The sequence below is a fragment of the Bradyrhizobium sp. CCGE-LA001 genome (assembly GCF_000296215.2).
GTDB lineage: Bacteria > Pseudomonadota > Alphaproteobacteria > Rhizobiales > Xanthobacteraceae > Bradyrhizobium.
On record NZ_CP013949.1, the window covers coordinates 5025887 to 5047474 of the forward strand.

A 21588-nucleotide genomic window follows, 5' to 3' on the forward strand; every position below is an offset into this window, starting at 1 on the left:
TTGCCGTCCGGGCTGGATCGCAAGGCTCACCCGCGCCGCTTCTTCTTCGCCTTCTTGCCTCCCGCACCCTTGATGGGCCATGGCGTGACTGAAGGCTCCGCGTGGCCCTGCTTGTTTCGCTGCTTGTTCTTCCTTCCGAAGGAAGCAGCCTCGTCGAGGCTCGGACCGCGCTCGCCGTGGGCCTTGTCGCGCGGCTTGGATGCTTTTGTATCGCGTGCGCGATCTTCGCGACGCGGGCGGCGATCGGCATCAGCGCTCTCGCGCCGGGGCGTATATGACCTCTCCTCCGACGGCGCCTGCCGCTGCGGCGCCTCCGCCATCGGCTCGATGCGGATGCTGTCCTCCTTGTCCGGACGCTTGATCTTGGCGGCGAAGGACTCCGCGACGCGCTCGGAAATCTCGAACTCGGTGGTGGTGTCCATGATCTTGATGGCGCCGATGTCGCGCTTGTCGATGCCGCCGCGGCGGCAGATCATCGGCAGCAGCCAGCGCGCTTCCGCATTCTTGCGCCGTCCGATCGCTGCGCGGAACCAGACGCTGCCCTCTGCCATATTGTGCTTCGACGATGCCTTGCCGGACTTCGATCGCGACTTGCCAGGACGATCCTCGTCTTCCGCACCTCGAAATTTGTCGCGACCGCGATCCTCGCGCGGCTTGCCGCTGCGTTCGCCGGGATCGATGATGTCTTCGGGCGATGGCAGCCGTGCCCGATAGAGCCGCGCCAGCGCAGCGGCGATGTCCTCCGGCGACCGCTCGGCCAACAGCGCCTGCGCCAGCACCAGATCGTCCGGCGTCGTCTCCTCCGTGAACAACACGTCCTTCATGCGGGCGTGGTCGAGCTTGCGGATCTCCTCGGCTTGCGGCGCGGTGTCCCAGGCGGCTTCGACGCCAGCGAGATCGAGGAGCAGCTCGGCGCGCCGCCGCCGTGCCGGCGGCACGAGAAGAACGCTGGTGCCCTTGCGGCCCGCGCGTCCCGTGCGGCCGGAGCGGTGCTGCATCACCTCGGCGTCATTGGGCAGATCGGCATGGATGACGAGGTCGAGGCTCGGCAGGTCGATGCCGCGGGCGGCCACGTCGGTCGCGACGCAGACGCGGGAACGTCCGTCCCGCAGCGACTGCAGCGCCATGGTGCGTTCGTTCTGCGTCAGTTCGCCCGACAGCGCGACCACGGAAAAGCCGCGCTCGAGCAGCGCCGCCTGCAAATGCCTGACGGCATCGCGCGTGCTGCAGAACACCAGCGCACTCGGCGCCTCGTAGAAGCGCAGCACGTTGACGACGGCATGCTCGACATCGCCGGGCGCGATGCGGATCGCGCGGTACTCGATGTCGGCGTGGCCGCCCTCGTCGCCGGCAACCTCGATGCGGAATGCGTCGCGCTGATATTGCCTGGCCAGCGCGACGATGCCGCGCGGGAACGTCGCCGAGAACAGCAGGGTGCGGCGCGTCTCCGGCGTGGTCTCGAGGATGAACTCCATGTCCTCGCGGAAACCGAGATTGAGCATCTCGTCGGCCTCGTCGAGAACGACTGCCTTCAGCTCCGAGATGTCGAGCCGGCCGCGGCGCAAATGATCGCAGAGCCGGCCCGGCGTGCCGACGACGATGTGCGCACCGGCCGCAAGCTCGCGCTGCTCGCGGCGCGGATCCATGCCGCCGACGCAGGAGACGACGCGGCCGCCCGCATGCCCATAGAGCCAGGCAAGCTCGCGCTGCACCTGAAGCGCGAGCTCGCGGGTCGGCGCCACGATCAGGGCAAGCGGCGCGGCTGCCTGCTCGAAGCGCTCGGCGTCATCGAGCAAATTCCTGGCGATCGCCAGCCCATAGGCGACGGTCTTGCCGGAGCCGGTCTGCGCCGAGACCAGGAGGTCGCGGCTGGTGGCTTCGTGGGCGAGCACCGCGAGCTGGACGGGCGTCAGTGAGTCATAGTTCCGCTCGGCCAAAGCGCGGGCGAGCGGCGGGGTCAGGGCCGGAAGAGACACGAGATGGGAAACCCTGGTTAATTCAGGCGCGGCACAGCGAGCCGAGGCGCCCAAAGCTGCGTGCGCGGCAACGGCCCGGCCGCACGCTGGATTTGATCTGGCCGCTCTTTACGCCAAGCGCCCGGAAATCGCCAGTGCCGTGATGCATGGCTTGGTGGAGAGTGCCGCGCCAAGGTTGCAGCGGATTTTTGCAGTCACCTCGATTAACCTCGGTGCGGCTGGGTCGGCCGGCCGCCGAGCCACGTCAGGCCTGGGTACATAGGAAAGCGCAACGATGAGACTGGCAGTTATTTCCGATATCCACGGCAATCTCGCCGCGTTGGAGGCCGTGCTGGCCGATATCAAGACGCGCACCGTCGATCGTACGGTCAACCTCGGCGATTGCGTCACCAGCCCGTTGTGGCCAAAGGAAACCTTCGAAGCCCTCCAGTCGCTGTCGTTGCCGACCGTGCGCGGAAACCATGATCGCTGGATCGAGGAGTTTACCGACGACAAGCTCTCGCCGGCAGGACTGTTCGCGCGCAACGCGTTGACGGCAGAGCAGCGCCGCGCGCTCCACAGCCTGCCTTCCCAACTACGGCTGGACGATGGGGTCGTGGCCTGCCATGGCACGCCCGACGACGATACGACGTGTTTGCTGGAGGAAATACTGGACGACGGCCGCTATGTCCCGGCACACCGCGACGTGCTGGCCGCGCGTCTCGCAAGCGCGCCGGCGGCCCGCGTGGTGCTGTGTGGTCATAGCCACCGCCAGGCGGTCGTTCATGGCCCCGGCGACTGCCTGGTTCTCAATCCGGGGAGCGTCGGCTGCCCGGTATTCGCCGACATTCCCGTCGCGGCCAAGCTTGAATATCGCTCGCCTCACGCCCGCTACGCGATCATCACGAAGGGAAGAAGGGGCTGGCAAGTCGAACTACTCGCCCTCGAATACGATTGGGAGGCCGCGTCGGCACGTGCGCTCGCCAACGACCACCCGAGATGGGCGCAGGCCATGTTGTCCGGATACGTGACGTAGCGTCCTTCAGATCTCCGCGTAGATCTCCAGCAGATTGCCGTCGGGATCGCGGAAGAACAGCGTCCGATGACCAAAGGGCTGGTCCGTCGGCGGCGACAGCAGCACCACGCCCTGGCGCAGGAGCTCGTCGGCGCAGGCATCGACTTCGGACGCAGACACCCTGAAGGCCAGTTGCAGCGAGGCGCTGCCTTCAGGCGTCGGGGCATCGGCCGCAGTCCGGCCCGGCTTCGCCAGCGCCAGCGTGTTGGGGCCGAGGCCGTATTCGATCCAGTTCGGCGACAGCTCGCGCTGCAGCGACAAGGCAAGCACGTTCTCGTAGAAGCGCCGCATCGCCGCCATGTCGCGCACGAAGATGACCGTGTAGTCGATCGCGCGGATGGCTCGGAAGGGAGAGCAAGCGCGCGCGTCCGGTTCATCTTTCATGGTGGCCCTCGTTGCAAATGCCTGCACGAAGCCGCATGAGCGCAGCGACATGCGGGACAACCTCATCCGACGCACCCCCGGATATCGCTTCGCTCATCCGGGCTACGATCAACCGCGACAGGCCATCATTCCACCAGCTCCGGCCAGGGCACGATGGTCGACTTCACCGTCTTCATCGCCATCGCGTCCTTGACCGCCTGCGCGACACCGTCCTCCGTGAAGGGGTAGATCGTCTGCATCTTCAGCCAGGGATATTTGCCGGCCGTGCGGTAGAGCATGTCGACGCCGAGCGGAAGATCATTGCCGGTGAAGCCCCAGGATCCCAGCACGTTGAGGTCCTTGGTGCAGATGCGGTGCCATGACGTGTCGATCGAGCCGGCGTCGGTGAACTGGCCCATCTCGACATAGGTGCCGCCGTCGCGCAGCATCTCGATGCCTTCGGGTCCGGCGGTCGGATGGCCCGAGCAGTCCATCACCAGATCGGCGCCGAAGCCGCCAACGATCCCGCGGACGCGCGCGATACGCTCTTGCGGCGAGGTCAGGTCTTCGATGTTCACGGTCGCCTCCGCGCCGAACTCGCGGGCGAGCTTGAGCCGCGGCTCCTCCGGGGCGCCGACGCAGATGACACGCCCTGCTCCCATCTCCCTGGCGGCGGCGACGGCGAGAATGCCGATCGGGCCCGAGCCCTGGATCACTACCGTATCGCCCCAGGTGAAACCGCCGGCGCGGCTAGCGCGGTTGAAGGCGCGGATGCAGGAGGTCAGCGGCTCCGACAGTGCGCCAAGCCGCAGCGACATGTCGTCGGGAAGCTTGTAGATTTTCGTGCCCGGCAGCATGTCGAGATCGACATAGACATATTCGGCCCAGCCGCCCCACATGTGCGGCGCCTTCTCGAAGCCGAGATAGCGGCCGTAATAGACCGGCGTCAGGCATTTGTTCGCGGTTTGCGGATAATGGATGCAGTAATAGCAATGGCCGCAGGGCATCAGCGGCGGGATCATCACCTTAGAGCCGACCTGCAGCGGCTTGCTCATGAAATCCTCGGTGAACTCCTCGCCGCATTCGACGATAACGCCGCCAATCTCGTGGCCGAGCGTGAACGGCCAGGGCAGCGGCTTCGGCCAATGTCCCTTGAGGATATGCAGGTCGGTGCCGCACACCCCGCAGGCGCCGACCTTGATCAGCGCGGCCTTCTTGCCGACCTTCGGCCACGGCACGGTGCGGATGACGGGCTCTGAGCCGGGACCGGCGTGGGTGCAGACGCGAATGACTTCCATGGATGTGTCCTCAGTGCCCGCTTGTTGTGATTTGTGGCACGGGCCTGCGATCAGCCTATGTCAGCCGAGCGGCATTGCAAATACCGAGGGAGTTGACACGCCGCGGTTGTATCCGCAGGCTGCGCGTGCGCCAGCTATCTCTGCTTCGGAACTCTGCCAGGATCACACCATGGATTTGCGACCGGGCTCGGAACGAATTGTCGTCGCGCCCGACACCGATCCGCTGCAGGGCGCCGTGCAATGGGCGCCGGCGAAATCGCTCTGGCTGGCCGGCATGACCGCCGTCGCCATCGCACTCGGCCCCGTCACATTCTCCTGGCCGGCGTTCGCGCTCTTCATCGCGACCAGCGCTATCACACTGTGCTCCGGACATTGCGTCGGCATGCATCGCAAGCTGATCCATGCGAGCTTCGACTGCCCGCTCTGGCTCGAACGTCTCCTGGTCTATCTCGGCACGCTCGTCGGCATGGCCGGCCCCTATGGGATGATCCGCCTGCATGACTTCCGTGATTGGGCGCAGCGCCAGCCCGCATGCCACGACTATTCCTGCCATCGCGCCGGCTTCTGGCGCGATGCGTGGTGGCAATTGCACTGCCGGCTGGTGCTGCGCCATCCTCCGGACTTCAGGCTCGAGCCGCGGCTCGTCAATGACCGGTTCTACGCCTTGGTCGAGCGCACATGGATGCTGCAGCAATTGCCCTGGGCGGCGCTCTTCTTCGCGATCGGCGGAGCGGACTGGCTGGTCTGGGGCATCTCTGTGCGCGTCAGCGTCTGCGTGACCGGGCACTGGCTCGTTGGCCACTTCTCGCACACCAGAGGCGATCAGGTCTGGATCATCGATGGCGTCGCCGCGCAGGGTTACAACGTCCGTCTCGCGGCGCTGATCAGCATGGGCGAGAACTGGCACAACAATCATCACGCTTATCCGAGCTCGGCGAAGATGGGATTGATGCCCGGACAGCTCGATCCGGGCTGGTGGCTGATCAGGTCGCTTGAGGCTCTCGGGCTGGTCTGGAATGTCAGAACTCCCGACAATCTGCCGGAGCGGCCTGGCCTGCGACGACTGGATGAGTTCGCAGCCCGCATGGAGCGGCGCGGAATACGGGATCAGTGGTCCCGGATTTCCATGCGCTCCTTCCGGGCAACGCCCGGAGGCAGCGCCGATGCTGCGTGATTGTCGCGACGACGATGCCGAGGCGATTGTCCGCATCGCGCTGGCCGCGTTCGCGGAGTTCGAGCAGCATTATTCCGACTGGCCGCTGTTCACCGCCAACGCCGCGAAGATGCCGCAGCTTGCCAAGACCGGCGAGATCGTCATCGCCGAAGATGGCGGCCAGATCATCGGCGCCGTGGCCTATATGGGTCCGCAAGCGCCGAAGCCGGCCTTCTTCGATCCGTCATGGCCGGTCATCCGCATGCTGGTGGTCGATCCAGCCGCGCGCGGCAAGGGCATCGGCAGACAACTGACGGAAGAATGCGTTCGCCGCGCCGAGCGCGACCAGTCGCCGGTGATTGCGCTGCATACGACGACGATCATGACGGTCGCGCTGCCGATGTATCTGCGTATGGGATTCGTGAGGGTGCGGGATGCGCCCGATATTCTGGGGGTGCCGTACGCTCGTCTATGCCAAGTCGCTCGCCTAAAGACCGCAGAGATCGAGGACGCGGTTGCCGCCTTCGCGCGCGATCTCGACATAAAAGCGTTCGAGGATTGCATCTCGCGGGGCCATCAAGTCATAGAGATCCGGGCGCTCGTAGAGGCTGCTCTGTTCCATAGGGCATCGTAGTGGATAATCTTGTGACCTGCACGAGAGCTTGTCGCCGTCCAACTAGCGGAGGCGGAGACGAAAAGCGGAACGGTGGTCCCGGATACGCTGGCTCCAGCTGAACTACGGCGCGCCACAACCACCACCGTCATCCTGAGGTGCGAGCCTTGCGATGCATCGGCATCGCGAGGGGAGCCTCGAAAGGATGGACCAAGGGGATTGTAGCCCATCCTTCGAGGCTCGCTTCGCTCGCACCTCAGGATGACGTGGAGTGTGTAGGGAAGTGCATGGCAGATAACCCCATCCATCCAATTGTCTTGAGCGCTCATCAACGAGCGTGTATGGCCGGATGACATCCTTTCCTGGTGCTCCCTTGAACCCCCTTCCGCAAAATCCCGTCGTCGCGTCCGGCTCGTTCGCGGCCATGAGGTCCGTGCCGTATCGGCTCCAGTTCACGGCCTATGTGCTGGCGATGATGGCCGACAACATCGAGCATGTGATCAGCTATTGGGTGGTGTTCCAGAAATTCCATTCGCCGGCGCTGGCGGGCTTTGCCGTGCTGTCGCACTGGCTGCCGTTCCTGCTGTTCTCGGTCGCGGTCGGCGGGCTCGCCGACCGGTTCGATCCGCGCCGCATCATCCAATGCGGCATGCTGCTGTTCATCGTGGCGTCCGCCGGATGGGGCTTCTTCTTCATCACCGACACCATCCAGATGTGGCACGCGATGCTGCTGCTGGTGATCCATGGCTGCGCCGGCGTGCTCTGGCAGACGCCGAACCAGCTCCTGCTCTACGATCTCGTGGCGCCTGCGGACCTGCCGAGCGCGGTGCGGCTGAACGCGATGGCGCGCTATCTCGGCATCCTGGTCGGGCCTGCGGTGGGCGGCGTCATCATGCTCACCCTCGGCACGTCGCACGGCATTATCTTCAACACGCTGTTCTATCTGCCGATGCTGCTCTGGCTGTTCTGGGCACCGGTCCGCGACAGCAGCGTGGCGGTGCGGCGCTTCGCGGTGCGCGGCCTTGCCGACATCGTGCTGACGATGCGCGCGATCGGCACCCAGCCGGTGCTGTCGGCAATGACGTGGCTCGCCGGCCTGACCTCCTTCATGATCGGCAACGCCTATCACGCCCAGATGCCGGGCTATGCCGGCGATCTCGGTCATGGCGATCCCGGCGTCTCCTACAGCGTGCTGCTCGCGGCGGACGCGGCCGGCGCGCTGCTGGCCGGCATCGCGCTGGAATCCTGGGGACGCCTCAAGGGCAGCCCGCGCACCGCGATCATGCTGGCGATGCTCTGGAGCGTGGCGCTGCTCGGCTTCGCCCTGGTGCGGATCTATCCTGTCGCGATCGTGCTGTTGTTCTTTGCCGGCTTCTTCGAGCTCTCGTTCAACTCCATGGCGCAGGCGCTGGTGCAGCTGAACGCACCGCACGACATCCGCGGCCGCGTCGTCGGTCTCTATAATATGGCCGGGCTCGGGATGCGGGCCTTCAGCGGCATCACCGTCGGGCTGTCCGGCGCCGCGATCGGCATCCACTGGTCGCTCGGCCTGTCGGCCGCCGTGCTGCTCGCGCTGCTTCTTCTGCTGCAACTGCGCGCTGCGAAGCCGACGTAGCGAAGCAAGCCCGGTTGACACCCGCCTGTCTCCGCCGCACGCTTGCAGCGGCGGCCGGGGAGACGACACGTTGCGCAATCGCTGGGGCATTCTTGCAATCCTGTTCGTCGTGCGCCTCACCATCGCATTTCAATTTCAGAGCGTGGCCGCGGTCGCGCCGCTGCTGCAAGGGAGCTTCGGCGTCGGGATTGCCGACATCGGGATCCTGATCGGGCTCTATTTCACGCCTGGCATCGTGCTGGCATTGCCAAGCGGCGCGATTGGCCGGGCTCTCGGCGACAAGCCGACGACGATCCTGGCGCTCTTGCTGATGACGGCGGGCAGCCTGGTCATGGCCACAACCGACATCTGGGGCTGGCAGATAGCCGGCCGCCTGGCCTCGGGCGCCGGCGGCGTGCTGCTGACGGTGCAGCTCACCAAGATGGCCACCGACTGGTTTGCCGGCAGGGAGATCGCGACCGCGATGGCGATCTTCGTCAATTCCTGGCCGGTCGGCGTTGGGATCTCGCTTCTGGTGCTGCCTTCGATCGGCACCGCCTATGGCGCAGGCGCGGTGTTCCTGGCAGCAGGTGTGCTGACCGCAATCGGTATTGCGCTGATCATGTTCTACCAGCCGCCCCGGGCGGTAACGGTTGACGCTGCTGCCTCGGGCTGGCCGGATGCTCTCGCCCTGCTGGCGGTGATCGTCGCGGGCATGATCTGGGGCCTTTATAATATTGCCTTTGCCATGATCTTCTCGTTCGGCCCGACGCTGCTGACGGAGCGCGGCTGGAGCATCGCGGCGGCGGGCTCGGCGATCAGCGTCGTGATGTGGCTGTCAGTGATATCGGTACCGGCCGGTGGCTACCTCGCCGATCGCGGCAAGCCCTTTGTTCTGACGATCGCGGCCAGCCTCGTCGTGGCCGCCCTGCTGGCCTGGCTGAGCCGATCCGACGCCGTGATCACCATCCTGATCCTGGGCGGACTGGCCGGCGGCCTTCCGGCCGGCCCGATGATGAGCCTCGCCGCCCGCGTCCTTGCGCCGGAGACGCGCGCCCTCGGGATGGGCGTGTTCTACACCCTCTTTTATGCCGCGATGATGTTGGGGCCGGCTCTCGCGGGCCGGCTCGCCAAGTCGGCTGGCACGGCCGCAGCTGCGTTCGACCTCGGCGCACTGACGGTGCTGGCCTGCCTGCCCCTGATGTTGCTTTTCGAGCGTATTGTGTCTGTCCGTGACCGGCGCGCCCGATCCTAACGCGGCATTAACCCTATGCACCTTAGGGTCGTGCCGACTCCGCCCGGGCGGGGGGTCGGGTGTTGAAAATGGCGTTGGCGAACAAAAAATTTCTTCCGGCCGCCGAGGAGCGTCGGCGTTTCCAGCGGGTGAAAGTACACCTGCTCGGCCGTTACATGCTGCCGGACCGCCGCGAATTCCCCTGCCAGGTCATCAACATGTCGCCGGGCGGGCTCGCGTTGCTCGCCCCCGGCATCGGCAATGTCGGCGACCGCGTGGTCGCCTATCTCGACCATATCGGCCGGGTCGAGGGCAAGATCACCCGCATCATCGACAACGGCTTCGCCATGACGATCGGCGCAACGCCGCGCAAGCGCGACAAGCTCGCGGCCCAGCTGACCTGGCTCGCCAACCGCGACATCCTCAACCTGCCCGAGGACCGCCGCCACGACCGTATCGTGCCGCGCAACCCGATCGCGGTGCTGACGCTCGAGGACGGCACCAAGATGACCTGCCGCATCATCGACCTCTCGCTGTCGGGCGCTGCGATCGCCGCGGAAAACCGCCCGCCGCTGAAATCGACGGTTTTCCTCGGGCGGGTCCAGGGCCGCGTGGTCCGAAACCTCGAAGACGGCTTCGCGCTGGAGTTCATGCACGAGCAGCCGATCGAAACTCTCGAAGAGAGCGTTACCGCGCGGTAAAGCCGGAGAGCACCAAAACCCCTGTGTTTCAAGCCTCGAAGGCGGCCTCCGCGATGCGGACGCCGCCTTTTTCGTGCGTTGCGGCCATCCCGATGCGAGTTAACGCAAGCGAGCAATTGCGCGCAAACGACGGTTCCGCCAGCGTCTGCGCGTTAATGCATAAAATTTGAATCAATTGCAGTCATTTCAAATTTTATGAGAATTCGATTCAAGTATAGATCGAATTCGCCGCGCCTTTTACTTGTATTCGTCTCGACTTGACTTGACCGACTTAGCGGCAACTCAAATGCTCCATGTCAAATGTGGTCCCAACAAGAAACGGGGGCCGCAATGTTTGATTTCAGGGGACAGGGGAAGAGACTGGCGCTGGCCGCCATGCTCTTCGGGATCAGCGCAGCAGCGCAGGCCGGCGACAGCCGACTGCTCTATGCGAGCCTCGGCGACACCACCCGCGCGCCGATCGGCTGGGTCGAATTCTGTGCGGACAACGCCGCTCAGTGCAAGGGCGCGCCGACGCAGGCACGCGACATCGTGATGTCGCAGGCGGCATGGCGCGACCTCGTCAAGGTCAATCGCTGGGTCAACGAGACCGTGAAGCCTTTGACCGACCAGGAGCACTGGGGCGTGATCGAGAAGTGGTCGCTGCCGACCGACGGTTACGGCGACTGTGAAGACTACGTGCTGTTGAAGCGCAAGATGCTGATGGATGCCGGATGGCCGCGCGAGGCCCTGCTCATCACCGTCGTGCGCGACAAGAAGGGCGAAGGCCACGCGGTGCTGACGGTGAAAACCGACAAGGGCGAGTTCGTTCTCGACAATCAGAACGAGAACGTCCTGGCCTGGACGGAGACCGGCTACCGCTTCGTCAAGCGCCAGTCGCAGAGCGATCCCAACGTCTGGGTCTCGCTCGGCGATACCAAGCCGGCGGTCTCCACCGCCAGCGCGAGAGATTAGGAACGAGACAACAGGTTACGCGACCCGGTCACATCCCCACCCCTCCCCGTCCCAGACCGGTTCGCGCGCGGCCAGGCTTCCCCCAAAGCCTGGCCGCAACTTTTTCGGGGATGCGCAATCAGCCCTGTGCCGCCCACGGCACCCGCGCGGCGGTGAAATCACGCCACGTGCCGTGCAATGACGGCTGGACGTCGATCGAGGCACGCGCCTGCCAGCCGGCGATGGCAGCGGCGGCGACGGCGCTGTCGGGCTCGGTATCGAGCCCATCGAGCAGCGATGCCGTGACCGCCATGTCGTTGAAGGCGCCGAGCTCCTCCTGCAGAGCGGCGAGCCGGCGCGAGAAGCGCTTGGTAAATTTGCGATCCTCGTACAGCGGCAGCAGGAACTCGCTGAGATAGCGCAGCCGCTTGGTCGCGAGCCGCACCCGATGCAGCTGTTCTACGGAAAGCGATTTGAAACGGCGGCCCCGCTTGAGCAGCTTCGCATATTGCTCCGACAGGATACGCTGCGCAAAATTGACCGCGGGCTCGGCGAGCCGGCCGAGATCTTCGGCAGGGACATCGCTGCGCCAGCCCCGTGCCTCGACCCAGTTGCCGAGGCCGAGCAGGAACAGTGCACAGCGGCGATCGGCGAGCGCATGATGCGCCTTGCGATAGGCGGCGGACTGCCGCTGGGCCGCAGCACGGCCGAGCGCATCGAAGCCGGCGACGGAAGGACAGGCCTTCGCGATCGTCGGCAGGGTTTCGAGCTGGAACACGTCCCAATCGCGCGCAGCGGACAGATCCTGCGCCAGCCATTTGGCTTCCGAGCGCACCGCATCGAGATTGCTGAGCGTGCCGACCGATCGCATCAGGTCCAGCGCCGACCGGAGCCGACGCAGCGCGACGCGGAGCTGATGCACGCCCTCCGGATTGCGGCCGTCCTCTGCTCCCGGCAGCGACTGCAGCAGATGCAGGAAGCAGGAGCGCAGGATCGTCGCGAAGGCGTCGTCGAGCGTGACTGAAGGATCGAGGCGAAGTTTTCGCGGACGGCGGGCCGTCGGCGGCACGCCCGCTGCGAGATCGAAGCCGCGCGCCGACTTGCTGCGGATGGACGGCTTCATCACCCCGTGCTCGGCCAGCCGCAACGCGATCTCGTAGATCGTGCTCGCGCTACCATCCTTGAGCTCCAGCTCGATCTCGCTCACCGGCATCGACCGATCGCCGGCTGCCAGCTCGCCACGGTCGAAGGCGACCTCCACCGTTCCCGACGGCAAATCGACGATCCGGGCGTGGCGATGGATATCGGCGGTGAAGACGGCTTCGAGCGGCTGCGCTTCGAGAACGCCGCGAAGTTTCTCCGGGACGAAGGGCATCGCCAAAGCAAGATCGGGCGCGAGCGAAGGCACGCTCGCCTCCCACTCGCCACGACGCAGCGGATCATCCGCGGCATCGGTCTTCACGGTCTGCACGAAGCGCGCCCCGCTCTGGCGTACCCGCAGGCTGAGGCCATTGCGCCGAAGCGTCCGCTCGGGCGTGTCGTAATAGACGGACTTCAGATGCTTCCGCGAGCCCTTGTTGCGCGCATGCGCCGCGATGACTGGCGCGGCGTTGAAATGCGCCATGCGATCGGCATCGACGATGAGCTTGAGCTCGATTTCGCCGGCGGGCTTTGCGGTGGCGGCCGACCGAGTTGACGGAGGCGTCGCGTCTTGCGATGGCGTCTGTTCAATCACACCGCTCTCGACGTTCGCGGGTTCCGCGCTGTCCTCAATTTGCCTCGGGAAGCCCGCAGCGACTTGCGTTCTCTTGTTGTCCTTGGGAACAGGATTGGCGTCTTGCGCGCTCGGTGTCTTGCGAAGCGGCGCGGCGTCTGATTTCAGCATCTACGGTAACATGACAGTTCAATGACAGAGCAACAGCATATAGCTGGACTGGTCCGCGATGAACAGTAGCCTCGAGCTTTCCCGGCATTCACATGACGCGCCAAGGGCCAGGATCGGACAAGTTGTCACAATGCGGCGCGACACGACGAGCTAAGTTGCTGCAGCGCCATCGTCAGGCAATCGAATCGATAGCGAATCGCGCCGAGCTCGAAACCGACATGACCGCGCGTCAGTGCGCGAGCGTGTTCTTGTAGATCCTGCCATCCTTCATGATCACCACGAAATTCTTCGCGGGATCCTGGATGATCCTGATGTCGTCGAGCGGGTTACCGTCAACCAGCAAGAGGTCCGCGAGTGCGCCTTCCTCCACCACGCCGAGCCGGCCGGGGTATGGATTTCGCGGGCCCGAGAGGCTCAGCAGTTCCGCGTTCGTGGACGTTGCCATGGTCAGCGCTTCGGCCGGCGTGTACCAGCGCGTCAACGCGGCCAGCATCGAGCCCTGCTCGTCCGCCAGCTCCTTCGAGAACAGCACGTCGGTGCCGAACGCGGTCTTGATGCGGTACTTTTTCGCCAGCGCATAGACACGGTCGGTGCCGGCAACCACCTGCCGCAGCTTATCCTGCTCCGCTGGTCCCAACCCAGCCGCGGCGGACAGATCCAGGAACGGCTGCGTGCTGAGCCAGATTCCCTTCTCGGCGATCAGCTTCGCGCTCGCCTCGTCCATGAGATGGCCGTGCTCGATGCATCTGACGCCGGCCGCGATCGAGCGCTGAATCGCGACCGGCGTGTAAGCGTGCGTGACGACATAGGTGCCCCAATTGTCGGCGGCCTCGACCGCCGCGCGCAGCTCCGGCTCGGTGAAGGTGGAGACATCGAGCGGACTGAAGGGCGACGCGACGCCGCCGCCCGCGGTGAGCTTGACCTGCGAAGCGCCCTGCATGAGCTGCTCGCGCGCGCGCACGCGGACCTCATCGGGGCTGTCAGCAACCATGCTGCCGCCGATCCGCTCCATGCGGCTGAGCATGCCGCCGATGGTGCGCGGCAGATCGGAGAGCTGCCGGAAGTCGCCGTGACCGCTGGTGACGGTGATGATGGCGCCGGACGGATAGATGCGGGGACCGACGACAAGGTCCTCGTCGATGGCCTGCTTGAGCCCGAAGCTCGGCCCGCCCATGTCGCGCACGGTGGTGAAGCCGCGCATCAGCGTCGCGGTCGCCTCAGCCGCCGCAAGCAGATTGTTGTAACCGATATCGCCCGCAAGCGCAGCCATCGGCGTCGGACGCACCAGCATCGTATGCCAATGCGCGTCGATCAGCCCGGGCATCAACACGCGGCCCGCGCCGTCGATGATCTGATTGGAGGCGGTCAGGTCGCCGGACGAGATCTTCTCGATAACCTTGTTCCGGACCAGGACGCTGGACGGCCCGGAGAGCAAGCCACTCTTGCCATCGAAAATCCGGACGTTCCGGAACAGCACTGCGGAATCGTGCTGCGCCGGTGACGGTGACGGCAGCCCTAAGATCGCGCCGGCAAGGCCAAGCAGCGTGGCGACACGCGAGCGCGCTTTCCTCCAGATCAACATCGCCGATCTCCGCAGCTATGCAGGCTTGGCTACAGGAAGCCACGCAAAAGTCAGCCATCCGATGCCGTGGGACAGAAGGTCGATGCCCAGCAGCAAGCCCAGCACCCAGAGCCCGGTCATTGGAAAGCCGGTGAGGATGACGAGACCGGCCAAAACGCCGAACAGCCCGGAGGCGACCATGATCCCGCCTCCCTGCTTCCACCTGCCGATCCCGATCAGGATGCGCACGAGCCCCGAGACCAGCAGTGCAATGCCAAGCACGTAGGTGAGCAGGAGCGCTCCCGTCAGCGGCTGGCTGACCAGTATGATGCCGAAGGCAATGTAGAGGATGCCGAGTATGATCTGCCAGACGAAGCCGCCCCAGCCTTTGGTCCAGAACGCGTGAAAGATTTCGAACGCGCCGGCGGCGATGGCCATCCAGCCGATGAAGAGCGCACTGACCACGGTGAAGAACGCGATATCGCCCAGCACCATCAGCCCGGCGAACGCCATGAAGAGACCCAGCAGCACACAGATCCAGCGCGGTGGCTGCGGCAGCCCGGTCGCGCCGATCGGCGCGCTGTGGTCGTAAGTCGTCATGACATTCCTCCTCGTTTATCTCCAGCGCCATCCGCAATGACGGCGCCCACGATGCCACCAGCACTCCCAGCGTCGACGCCGCCGACGCCATGATGGCGGACGAGGCGGCGGTCGGTGTGGCGGCCGATGCGGTGGACGACGGTCCGGTCCGGGCAATGGACGGGCATCCTGCTGCGCAAAGCTGCGGACGGCGGGCTCGCGTTTGCCTGGAACGGGAAGATCGATTGGCGACATCGCAGACAGGGCCGAAGCCTCCCGCTGCCACAGGCTCACGCCTGCACCCATCAGGATCACGCCCCCGAACAAACGGCGCAGCGCGTCGCGTCGATCCACCTCACGCATTGATTTCATAGCCGGAGTTCTCCCTGACCAATCCCCTGCTCCTTGTTCTCAACTCAGGTCTTCGCGGCGGCCTCATCACTCGGAATCTCGCCCGGCAGATAGGCTGGAAGCCGCCCCGCCGGGATGATTGCGATCAGCGAGAGACCCGCCATGATGAGGAGCCCAATCTTGAGCGCACGCAGGCGCGCCTCGGTGTTGACACGCACGGCTTCCCCGACCTGCTCCGGCGATGCGCGTGTGCCTTCCAGGACGCTACGCAGGCGGTCGTTGCTGACGAAGGTGATGTTGTCGAGATCGACCTGGGCCTGAAGCTCGGGGGTGAGGACCGGGCTTGCCGTGATCTTGCCGAGCGCGATGGTACTGAGGAGACCGACCAGAAGGGCACCGGCCACTGCGGTCCCGACTGCGGCGGCAAGGTTTTGCGTCGTGCCACGCAGGGAGCCGACATCGCCAGCGAGCGCTTTTGGAGAGGCCGTCACCAGCACATTGAACAGCAGCGTCACCAGGGAGCCCTGGCCGATGCCGAACAGGATGAGCCCGAACAGAACCGGAATCTCGCTCCAGTCGTTGCGCACGACGAAGGCGAGCCAGACCAGCGCGATGGTGCAAAGCGCAAAGCCATAGCGGCCGATCTGGCGTGGCGTCAGCCGTTCGTAGACGTTGACGATCAGCATCGCCGAGAAGAAGACAGTGAGGTTGAAAGGCATCATTGCGATTGCCGTGGCAAGCGGCGAACGCCCCTGCACGATCTGGATGTAGAGCGGCACCGTGAAGTTCAACGCAGCTTCCAGCGCGACCACGGCAAATAGCGCGAAGACCGCGCAGCGCTCCTCCGGCGAATCGATCACCTCCAGCGCCAGCAGCGGCGTCTTGCCGGCGGCCTGCCGCCGGTGCGTCCACAGCAGAAACGCCTGCCCGAGCACGACCCCGAGCACGATCATGACCGGTGCAGGTGAGAACCCGAGCAGATCGAACGGCGCGTTCGGCGTCGCCACCGCGAGACCCCAGCCGTTCAGATTATTGAAGCCGAAGCTGATCAGGATGATCGCGCTCGCGGCGAGCGCCACGCCGACGAGATCGATCTGCACATCGGGGCGGCCGCGATCGGGCTTCAGGCGGAAGCTCATCAGGAACACGATCGCGGACGCAGCGATCAGAATGCCGAATGCCGGTCGCCAGCCGATATACGTTCCAAGCACGCCGCCGACCACGAAGGCGAGCACGCCGGCTGCCGCGCGGGCCGAGCCAAGCGCGCCGAGCGCCGTTGCCTGCTGGCGACCGGCATAATTCTCTGCGATCAGAGCGACCAGCGAGGGCACGATGACCGAACCTGCGGCGCCGCACAGCGCCTGCGCCGAGATCATGACGGCGGCCGACGGGCTGAACGTCATCATGAGCTGTGAGACGAAAAACAGCACGACGGCGCCGCGGAACACCTGCAACGCGCCAAAGCGCTGGGCGAGCTTGGCGCCGAGCATGACGAAACCGGCTACCAGCATCGAATAGGCGACGATACCCGTCGCGACCGTGGTGGGTGCGACGCCAAAGCTGGCGACCATGCCGCCCATGGCCACCGGCAGCGAAGCCACGTTGAACGACATGATCATCTGGCCGAGCGCGATTGCGATCATGGGAACCCAGGATGCACGCTCTTCCTGGTGGACGGTGCCCATCGACATTGTCTGCGTGGTCGCCATGACGTCCTCCGGCTCAAATCGGCGTTGCGACCGGCCCAGCTGTGAGCCCGCCGCTCCTCCCGGCATCGATCATTCTTCCGGTTTCGACACGAACAGATCCATTCCCAGCCGCTGCGACAGGAACTTTGCTGCGAGCTGTCCCCGCACGCTGTTGCCGGCGGCATCGAGCGGCGGTGCGAAAGTGCCGAAGCCGCCCTTGCCCGGAGATACCGCGACGATGCCGCCGCCGATCCCGCTCTTGCCAGGCAGGCCGATGTCGTAGAGCCAGTCGCCCGAGGTCTCGTAGAGCCCGGCTGTGATCATGACGGCGAGCGCATAATGGCAGACCGAAGCGTCGACCACGCGCTGCCTGGTTACCGGATTGACGCCACCATCGGCCAGTGTCGCGCCCATCACGGCGAGGTCACGGGCGGTCACGTTGAGCGAGCACTGCCTCGTGTAGAGGTCCGTCGCTTCCTTTGCGTCGCAATAAATGCGGTCATAGCTCTCCAGCAACCGCGCAATGCTGCGGTTGCGGAAATTGGTCTCCGATGCCGATGCGTAGACCTCTTCATTGAGCGGCAGCTTACGACCGGCAAAGCGCGACAGGCCGTCATGAATGAACTCCCACCGCGCCGCGGCATTGGCTCCGGGCGTGAGGCTGGTGGTCGCAATTGCACCAGCATTCACCATGGGATTGGTGCGGCCGCTGCCCTGCTCGATGGCCGCAAGCGAATTGAACGGAAGCCCGGTCGCATTCGCGCCGAGTCTGGTGCGCGCCTGCTCCGGTCCGATGGTCTCGCAAACCAGCGCGAACACGAACGGCTTTGACACGCTCATGATTGAAAATTCGTAGTCGATTTCGCCGGCGCCATAGACCCGCCCGCTGGTTCCGACGACACAGACGCCGAACAACTCGCTGGGCACGCGCGCGAGCGCGGGATACACCTGCGAATTGGTCCCATCACGGTTTGATTGAAAGCGCCGCTGCGCCTCGGCCACCAGTGCCTGCACCGTTTCCGGACCAGGCAGATGGCCAGTCGAGACGTAAGCTGTCTCTCGTTCGTCAGCCAGAGGTCGCGCCATGGCACTACTCCGTAGAACGGATTCCACGCAGGTCGGCTCCGTTCTAGAACTCGACGCTCCCAGCCAGTTGATTCCGCAAACCCCACAAAGTCAATTTGCAACCATAAGGCGATTCTGCAACTCTGCCATACGACTTCCATGACAGACGCACGACTGAGCAATTCCACCGGGAAATTCTGGCATATACGTAAGGCCCACTGTCGCGCATACATCGAACTCTATTTAAAGTAGGAAGACAAAAGAGGTCGGCATCAACGCCAGATTGCATTGCTGTCGCGCCGGAGTACGATCATGCAACGGGCTGCGAAGAGAGACGCTACGGCAGCCCGCATCAAGTGGACGAGGCCCAACATGGTGGCACAAGCGAGTGACGGACGTGTCCTGCTGGTCAAGAAGCTCGGCGGACTCATCGCAATCGTCGTCGGATGCTTGCTGACCGCGGTCGGAGTGACCTTCGAATCCGGCAGCATGACCTTCTTTGGCGTTATCTTCCTGGTGCTTGGCGCAGGTCTACTCGTACTAAAGATCGTCAGACGAAACGAAGGATCTTCGTTGCCGTAGGCAGCGGACGCGCTTCGCTTACGCGTCAAGGACGTCGGCGACCCGCAGCTCGCCGACGGCGGGATCCTTCAGGAACAGCTCGGCCTTGAGTTCGGTCAGATGCGACAGCATCTGCGCGCGCGGGCCTCTCTGTTGCCTTTGCGACGATGCCAGCGTGATGATCGGTGCCGTAGGCCGGCGTGTCCTGGCGACGATAGAGCGATGGCATGATCGACGATCGCAGGCTCGGTCAGGGTGGCGCGGAGACCGCCGCTCACTCCGCGGCTTCAAGATTGGCGGGCTTGTCGGCCTCGCCGAGCGGCGAAACAGCCGGGCCGTTGAGCGCGGTGCCGTCGGGTGCAAACTGCGACCCGTGACACGGGCAGTCCCAGCACTGCTCCAGCGCGTTCCAGTGCACGACACAGCCGAGATGGGTGCAGCTTGCCGAACGCAGATGCAAATGTCCGTTCCGGTCCCGGCACGCCGCAACCTTTTTCAGGCCGCTGCGGACAAGGCGTCCCTCCCCGGGCCGCAGACGTTCGACGCTCGCGATCTCACTTGCCGTCAGATACTCGGCGAGATTCTTCAGCGGCGTGATGTTCTCGCTGATGAACGTGCCGATGTTCTTCTGAATCTTCCGTGCCGGGGCGTAGACCTCCTCCCATGGGCTCGCGCCAGTCATGATGAGATCTGCAATCAACATGCCCGCTACGAGCCCATTCGTGATGCCTTGTCCGGAGTCGCCGCTGACGATAAAGAGGTGCTCCTCGCCGGGGCTGCGGCCGATGAAGCCGACGAAATCGGCCGGCTCCAGCACCTGACCGGACCATCGATGAGTAATCTCGCGCAGCGCCGGTAATCGCTCGCGCGCCCAGCGTTCGAGCAGGGCAAGGCGCAGTGAGCCATCGTCCGCTTCACCGGACTTGTGATCTTCTCCGCCAATGATGACGAAGTCCTCGTCCGCGGAGAAGGGCTGAAGTCTGACATAGTGATAGGGGTCGAGCGTATCCCAGTACAGCGCATCCTCTATCGCACCGGCCGGGATTTTGGCGGCGAGCGCATAGGTGCGGTAAGGCGCCTGCTTGGTATGGATCGCCACCTGCACATTGACGGGCGAGTTCGTCGCAACGACCACGTCTGCGGCGTGGACTTCGCGGCCCGAGGCGGTCGTCAAGACCATGTCGCCACGTTCCTGACGGATGTTCGCTACGCAGGTGTCGGCATAGAGCTGCGCCCCGCGGCGCTGAAGTGCGCGGGCCAGCCCGGCGAGATATTTGGTTGGGTGCAGACGCGCCTGGCGGGCAAAACGCAACGAACGCACCAGACCTCCGGAATGGAATGCGGTCCGCTCGACGCAATTTTCGACGGGGATCCCGAGCCGGCAACAGCAATCAAATTCCTGATCCAGCTCAGAAGCGGACGTTTCGCGCGCCAACAGCCAGTAGCCGTCGACCCTACGAAAATCGCAGTGGAAGTCCTCGGCTCGCTGAATGGCCTCGGCGCGGTCAATTGCCGCTTCGACGCTTTGATGATAGTGCCGCGCACAATCAGGGCCGCGTACCCTGACCAACTCGTCATAGCCATCGTCGAGCGCCGTCGCCAGATGCGCCGTGGTGCGCGCCGTCATCCCGCTGCCAATGCGGCCGCGATCGAGTACCGCGACCGAACGTCCGCGGCTGGCGAGTTCATAAGCAATGGACAGCCCGGCGATTCCGGATCCGATGACGGCAACGTCTACGCCGACCGTCTGCGACAGCGCCTGAGCCTCTGCGACCGGAACTTCCATCCAGAGCGATCGCGTGTACTCGTCCCGTACGTTCATGACGCTGCTCCCTAGAAAAAGAACGATGCAGCAGAACGGCGGTTCCTACCTGCCCTGCCGAGGGGAAACGCGATTGCAGGTCCCCACGTCCATTAGGAACCTTCACTGCACCGGCGCTTAAACCGGCATGGCAAATCCATCACCTGGAATGCGTAGGGCATTGCGGCAGGCCCAACTGTACGGCCACCTGCAGGTCCGAAACGACAGGCTGTACTACCCCGGAGGCAGCAATCCGGTCTGCTCGGTACAGCTTGCGCGTGAGATGGTCAGGTCAGGGTTGATGACAAAGCGAAACGGCGACTACGAGATCACCCCAGAGGGACGGCTCGCCGCAGAAAGTAAATTGAGCCACTGAGTCGGGGCCGCAGCTCCGGCAGTGATTTCCGTTCGGGTCAGACGCCAAGTACATCCGCGAGCCGAAGCTCATCGGCCGCCGGATCCTTCAGGAACAGCTCGGCCTCGATCTCGGTCAGATGCGAGAGCATCTGCGCGCGCGCGGCCTCCCTGTCGCCCTTGCGGATGGCGGCGACGATCACTGCGTGATGATCGGTGCCGCAGGCCGGCGTGTCGTGGCGACGATAGAGCAGGATGATGAGCGAGGAGCGCGCGATCAGCTCCTTCAGGAAGCCGAGATAGATGCTGTGGCCGCTCATCTCGGCGACGAGCCGGTGGAACTCGCCGGAGAGGCGGACGGAGGCGCGCGCATCGCCGCGCAGCTCGGCCTCGCGCTCTTCGGCAAGATGTCGTTGCAGGCGATCAATCCAGTCCGGCGACACGGCATCGATGGCATGATCCACGATCGTCGGCTCGATCAGGCGACGCGCCTCGAACACCTCGCGCGCATCGGCGGGTGTCGGGCGCGCGACGAAAGCGCCGCGATTCTTCTCGATGTTGACGATACCCTCATGCGCGAGCTGCTGCAGCGCGGTGCGAACCAGCGTACGGCTCGCGCCATAGATGTCGCCGATCTCGTCCTCACCGAGCTTCGTCCCCGGCAGCAGGCGTTGCTCCAGGATCGCGGCGGTCACGCCCTCCCTGATGCGGCTGACGCGATCACTGGCGTCTGGCGCGTCGGATTTGGGGCGGGTTCTGGCAGCCATGGGTGCAGGCGTCGAGTTCGGGGGCTCATCGGCAACGTTCGAATGCAGATGTTAGTC

Annotated in this window: 18 protein-coding genes; 8 read left to right on the forward strand and 10 right to left on the reverse strand. The window is 64.7% G+C overall.

The window, feature by feature from the left end; genetic code table 11:
- Nucleotides 1-26: 26 nt before the first annotated feature.
- Nucleotides 27-1976 (reverse strand): DEAD/DEAH box helicase, encoded by a 1950-nt coding sequence (locus tag BCCGELA001_RS23500; protein ID WP_060736425.1) that lies wholly within the window; start codon nucleotides 1974-1976, stop codon nucleotides 27-29.
- Nucleotides 1977-2250: 274 nt separating this feature from the next.
- Between BCCGELA001_RS23500 and BCCGELA001_RS23505 the strand changes: the two genes are divergently transcribed.
- The gene (locus BCCGELA001_RS23505; protein ID WP_060736426.1) at nucleotides 2251-2991 is read left to right on the forward strand and encodes a metallophosphoesterase family protein; all 741 of its coding nucleotides are present in this window, start codon (nucleotides 2251-2253) and stop codon (nucleotides 2989-2991) included.
- 6 nt (nucleotides 2992-2997) lie between these two features.
- Here the strand turns inward: BCCGELA001_RS23505 and BCCGELA001_RS23510 are convergent, their stop codons facing one another.
- Together BCCGELA001_RS23510 and BCCGELA001_RS23515 are read right to left on the reverse strand one after the other, a co-directional pair.
- Nucleotides 2998-3414, reverse strand: a complete 417-nt coding sequence (locus BCCGELA001_RS23510; RefSeq protein WP_060737794.1) for a VOC family protein — start codon at nucleotides 3412-3414, stop codon at nucleotides 2998-3000.
- A 125-nt stretch (nucleotides 3415-3539) separates the two neighbouring features.
- Nucleotides 3540-4691: a zinc-binding dehydrogenase gene (locus tag BCCGELA001_RS23515; RefSeq protein WP_060736427.1), complete on the reverse strand. Its 1152-nt coding sequence runs from the start codon at nucleotides 4689-4691 to the stop codon at nucleotides 3540-3542.
- A 169-nt stretch (nucleotides 4692-4860) separates the two neighbouring features.
- Between BCCGELA001_RS23515 and BCCGELA001_RS23520 the strand changes: the two genes are divergently transcribed.
- From BCCGELA001_RS23520 to BCCGELA001_RS23545, 6 genes are all read left to right on the forward strand, one after another.
- Entirely contained in the window at nucleotides 4861-5865 is a 1005-nt protein-coding gene (locus BCCGELA001_RS23520) for an acyl-CoA desaturase (RefSeq protein WP_008549880.1), read from the forward strand.
- Nucleotides 5759-6478, forward strand: coding sequence for a GNAT family N-acetyltransferase (locus BCCGELA001_RS23525; RefSeq protein ID WP_236840740.1), 720 nt, complete (start codon nucleotides 5759-5761; stop codon nucleotides 6476-6478). The genes BCCGELA001_RS23520 and BCCGELA001_RS23525 overlap by 107 nt, the downstream gene beginning before the upstream one ends.
- A 403-nt stretch (nucleotides 6479-6881) precedes the next feature.
- Nucleotides 6882-8072, forward strand: a complete 1191-nt coding sequence (locus BCCGELA001_RS23530) for an MFS transporter (protein ID WP_060737795.1) — start codon at nucleotides 6882-6884, stop codon at nucleotides 8070-8072.
- 70 nt (nucleotides 8073-8142) lie between these two features.
- The gene (locus BCCGELA001_RS23535; RefSeq protein WP_008565542.1) at nucleotides 8143-9306 is read left to right on the forward strand and encodes an MFS transporter; all 1164 of its coding nucleotides are present in this window, start codon (nucleotides 8143-8145) and stop codon (nucleotides 9304-9306) included.
- Between the two features lie 68 nt (nucleotides 9307-9374).
- Complete coding sequence (locus BCCGELA001_RS23540; protein WP_008565596.1) at nucleotides 9375-9986, forward strand: PilZ domain-containing protein; 612 nt, start codon at nucleotides 9375-9377, stop codon at nucleotides 9984-9986.
- A gap of 330 nt (nucleotides 9987-10316) precedes the next feature.
- Nucleotides 10317-10940, forward strand: coding sequence for a transglutaminase-like cysteine peptidase (locus tag BCCGELA001_RS23545; RefSeq protein WP_060736428.1), 624 nt, complete (start codon nucleotides 10317-10319; stop codon nucleotides 10938-10940).
- A gap of 118 nt (nucleotides 10941-11058) precedes the next feature.
- Here BCCGELA001_RS23545 and BCCGELA001_RS23550 read toward each other — a convergent pair whose 3' ends face one another.
- From BCCGELA001_RS23550 to glsA, 5 genes are all read right to left on the reverse strand, one after another.
- On the reverse strand, nucleotides 11059-12804 hold the full coding sequence (locus tag BCCGELA001_RS23550) for a CYTH and CHAD domain-containing protein (protein ID WP_060736429.1): 1746 nt from the start codon (nucleotides 12802-12804) through the stop codon (nucleotides 11059-11061).
- Nucleotides 12805-13033: 229 nt separating this feature from the next.
- Entirely contained in the window at nucleotides 13034-14386 is a 1353-nt protein-coding gene (locus BCCGELA001_RS23555) for a metal-dependent hydrolase family protein (protein WP_008562629.1), read from the reverse strand.
- Between the two features lie 15 nt (nucleotides 14387-14401).
- A complete protein-coding gene (locus tag BCCGELA001_RS23560; RefSeq protein ID WP_008562632.1) occupies nucleotides 14402-14965 on the reverse strand; it encodes an HdeD family acid-resistance protein in 564 nt (187 codons plus the stop codon).
- Between the two features lie 395 nt (nucleotides 14966-15360).
- Nucleotides 15361-17004, reverse strand: coding sequence for an MFS transporter (locus BCCGELA001_RS23570; protein WP_236840741.1), 1644 nt, complete (start codon nucleotides 17002-17004; stop codon nucleotides 15361-15363).
- A 69-nt stretch (nucleotides 17005-17073) separates the two neighbouring features.
- Nucleotides 17074-18069, reverse strand: coding sequence for a glutaminase A (gene glsA, locus BCCGELA001_RS23575; protein ID WP_060736431.1), 996 nt, complete (start codon nucleotides 18067-18069; stop codon nucleotides 17074-17076).
- A gap of 351 nt (nucleotides 18070-18420) precedes the next feature.
- Here glsA and BCCGELA001_RS23580 point away from each other — a divergent pair, with 351 nt between their 5' ends.
- The gene (locus BCCGELA001_RS23580; RefSeq protein WP_060737797.1) at nucleotides 18421-18630 is read left to right on the forward strand and encodes a hypothetical protein; all 210 of its coding nucleotides are present in this window, start codon (nucleotides 18421-18423) and stop codon (nucleotides 18628-18630) included.
- A gap of 253 nt (nucleotides 18631-18883) precedes the next feature.
- Here the strand turns inward: BCCGELA001_RS23580 and BCCGELA001_RS23585 are convergent, their stop codons facing one another.
- Both BCCGELA001_RS23585 and BCCGELA001_RS23595 read right to left on the reverse strand, forming a co-directional pair.
- Nucleotides 18884-20431 carry an FAD-dependent oxidoreductase gene (locus BCCGELA001_RS23585; protein WP_060736432.1) on the reverse strand — a complete coding sequence of 516 codons (1548 nt, stop codon included), beginning with the start codon at nucleotides 20429-20431 and terminating at the stop codon, nucleotides 18884-18886.
- A gap of 392 nt (nucleotides 20432-20823) precedes the next feature.
- Nucleotides 20824-21531 (reverse strand): GntR family transcriptional regulator, encoded by a 708-nt coding sequence (locus tag BCCGELA001_RS23595; RefSeq protein WP_060736434.1) that lies wholly within the window; start codon nucleotides 21529-21531, stop codon nucleotides 20824-20826.
- Nucleotides 21532-21588 lie beyond the last annotated feature (57 nt).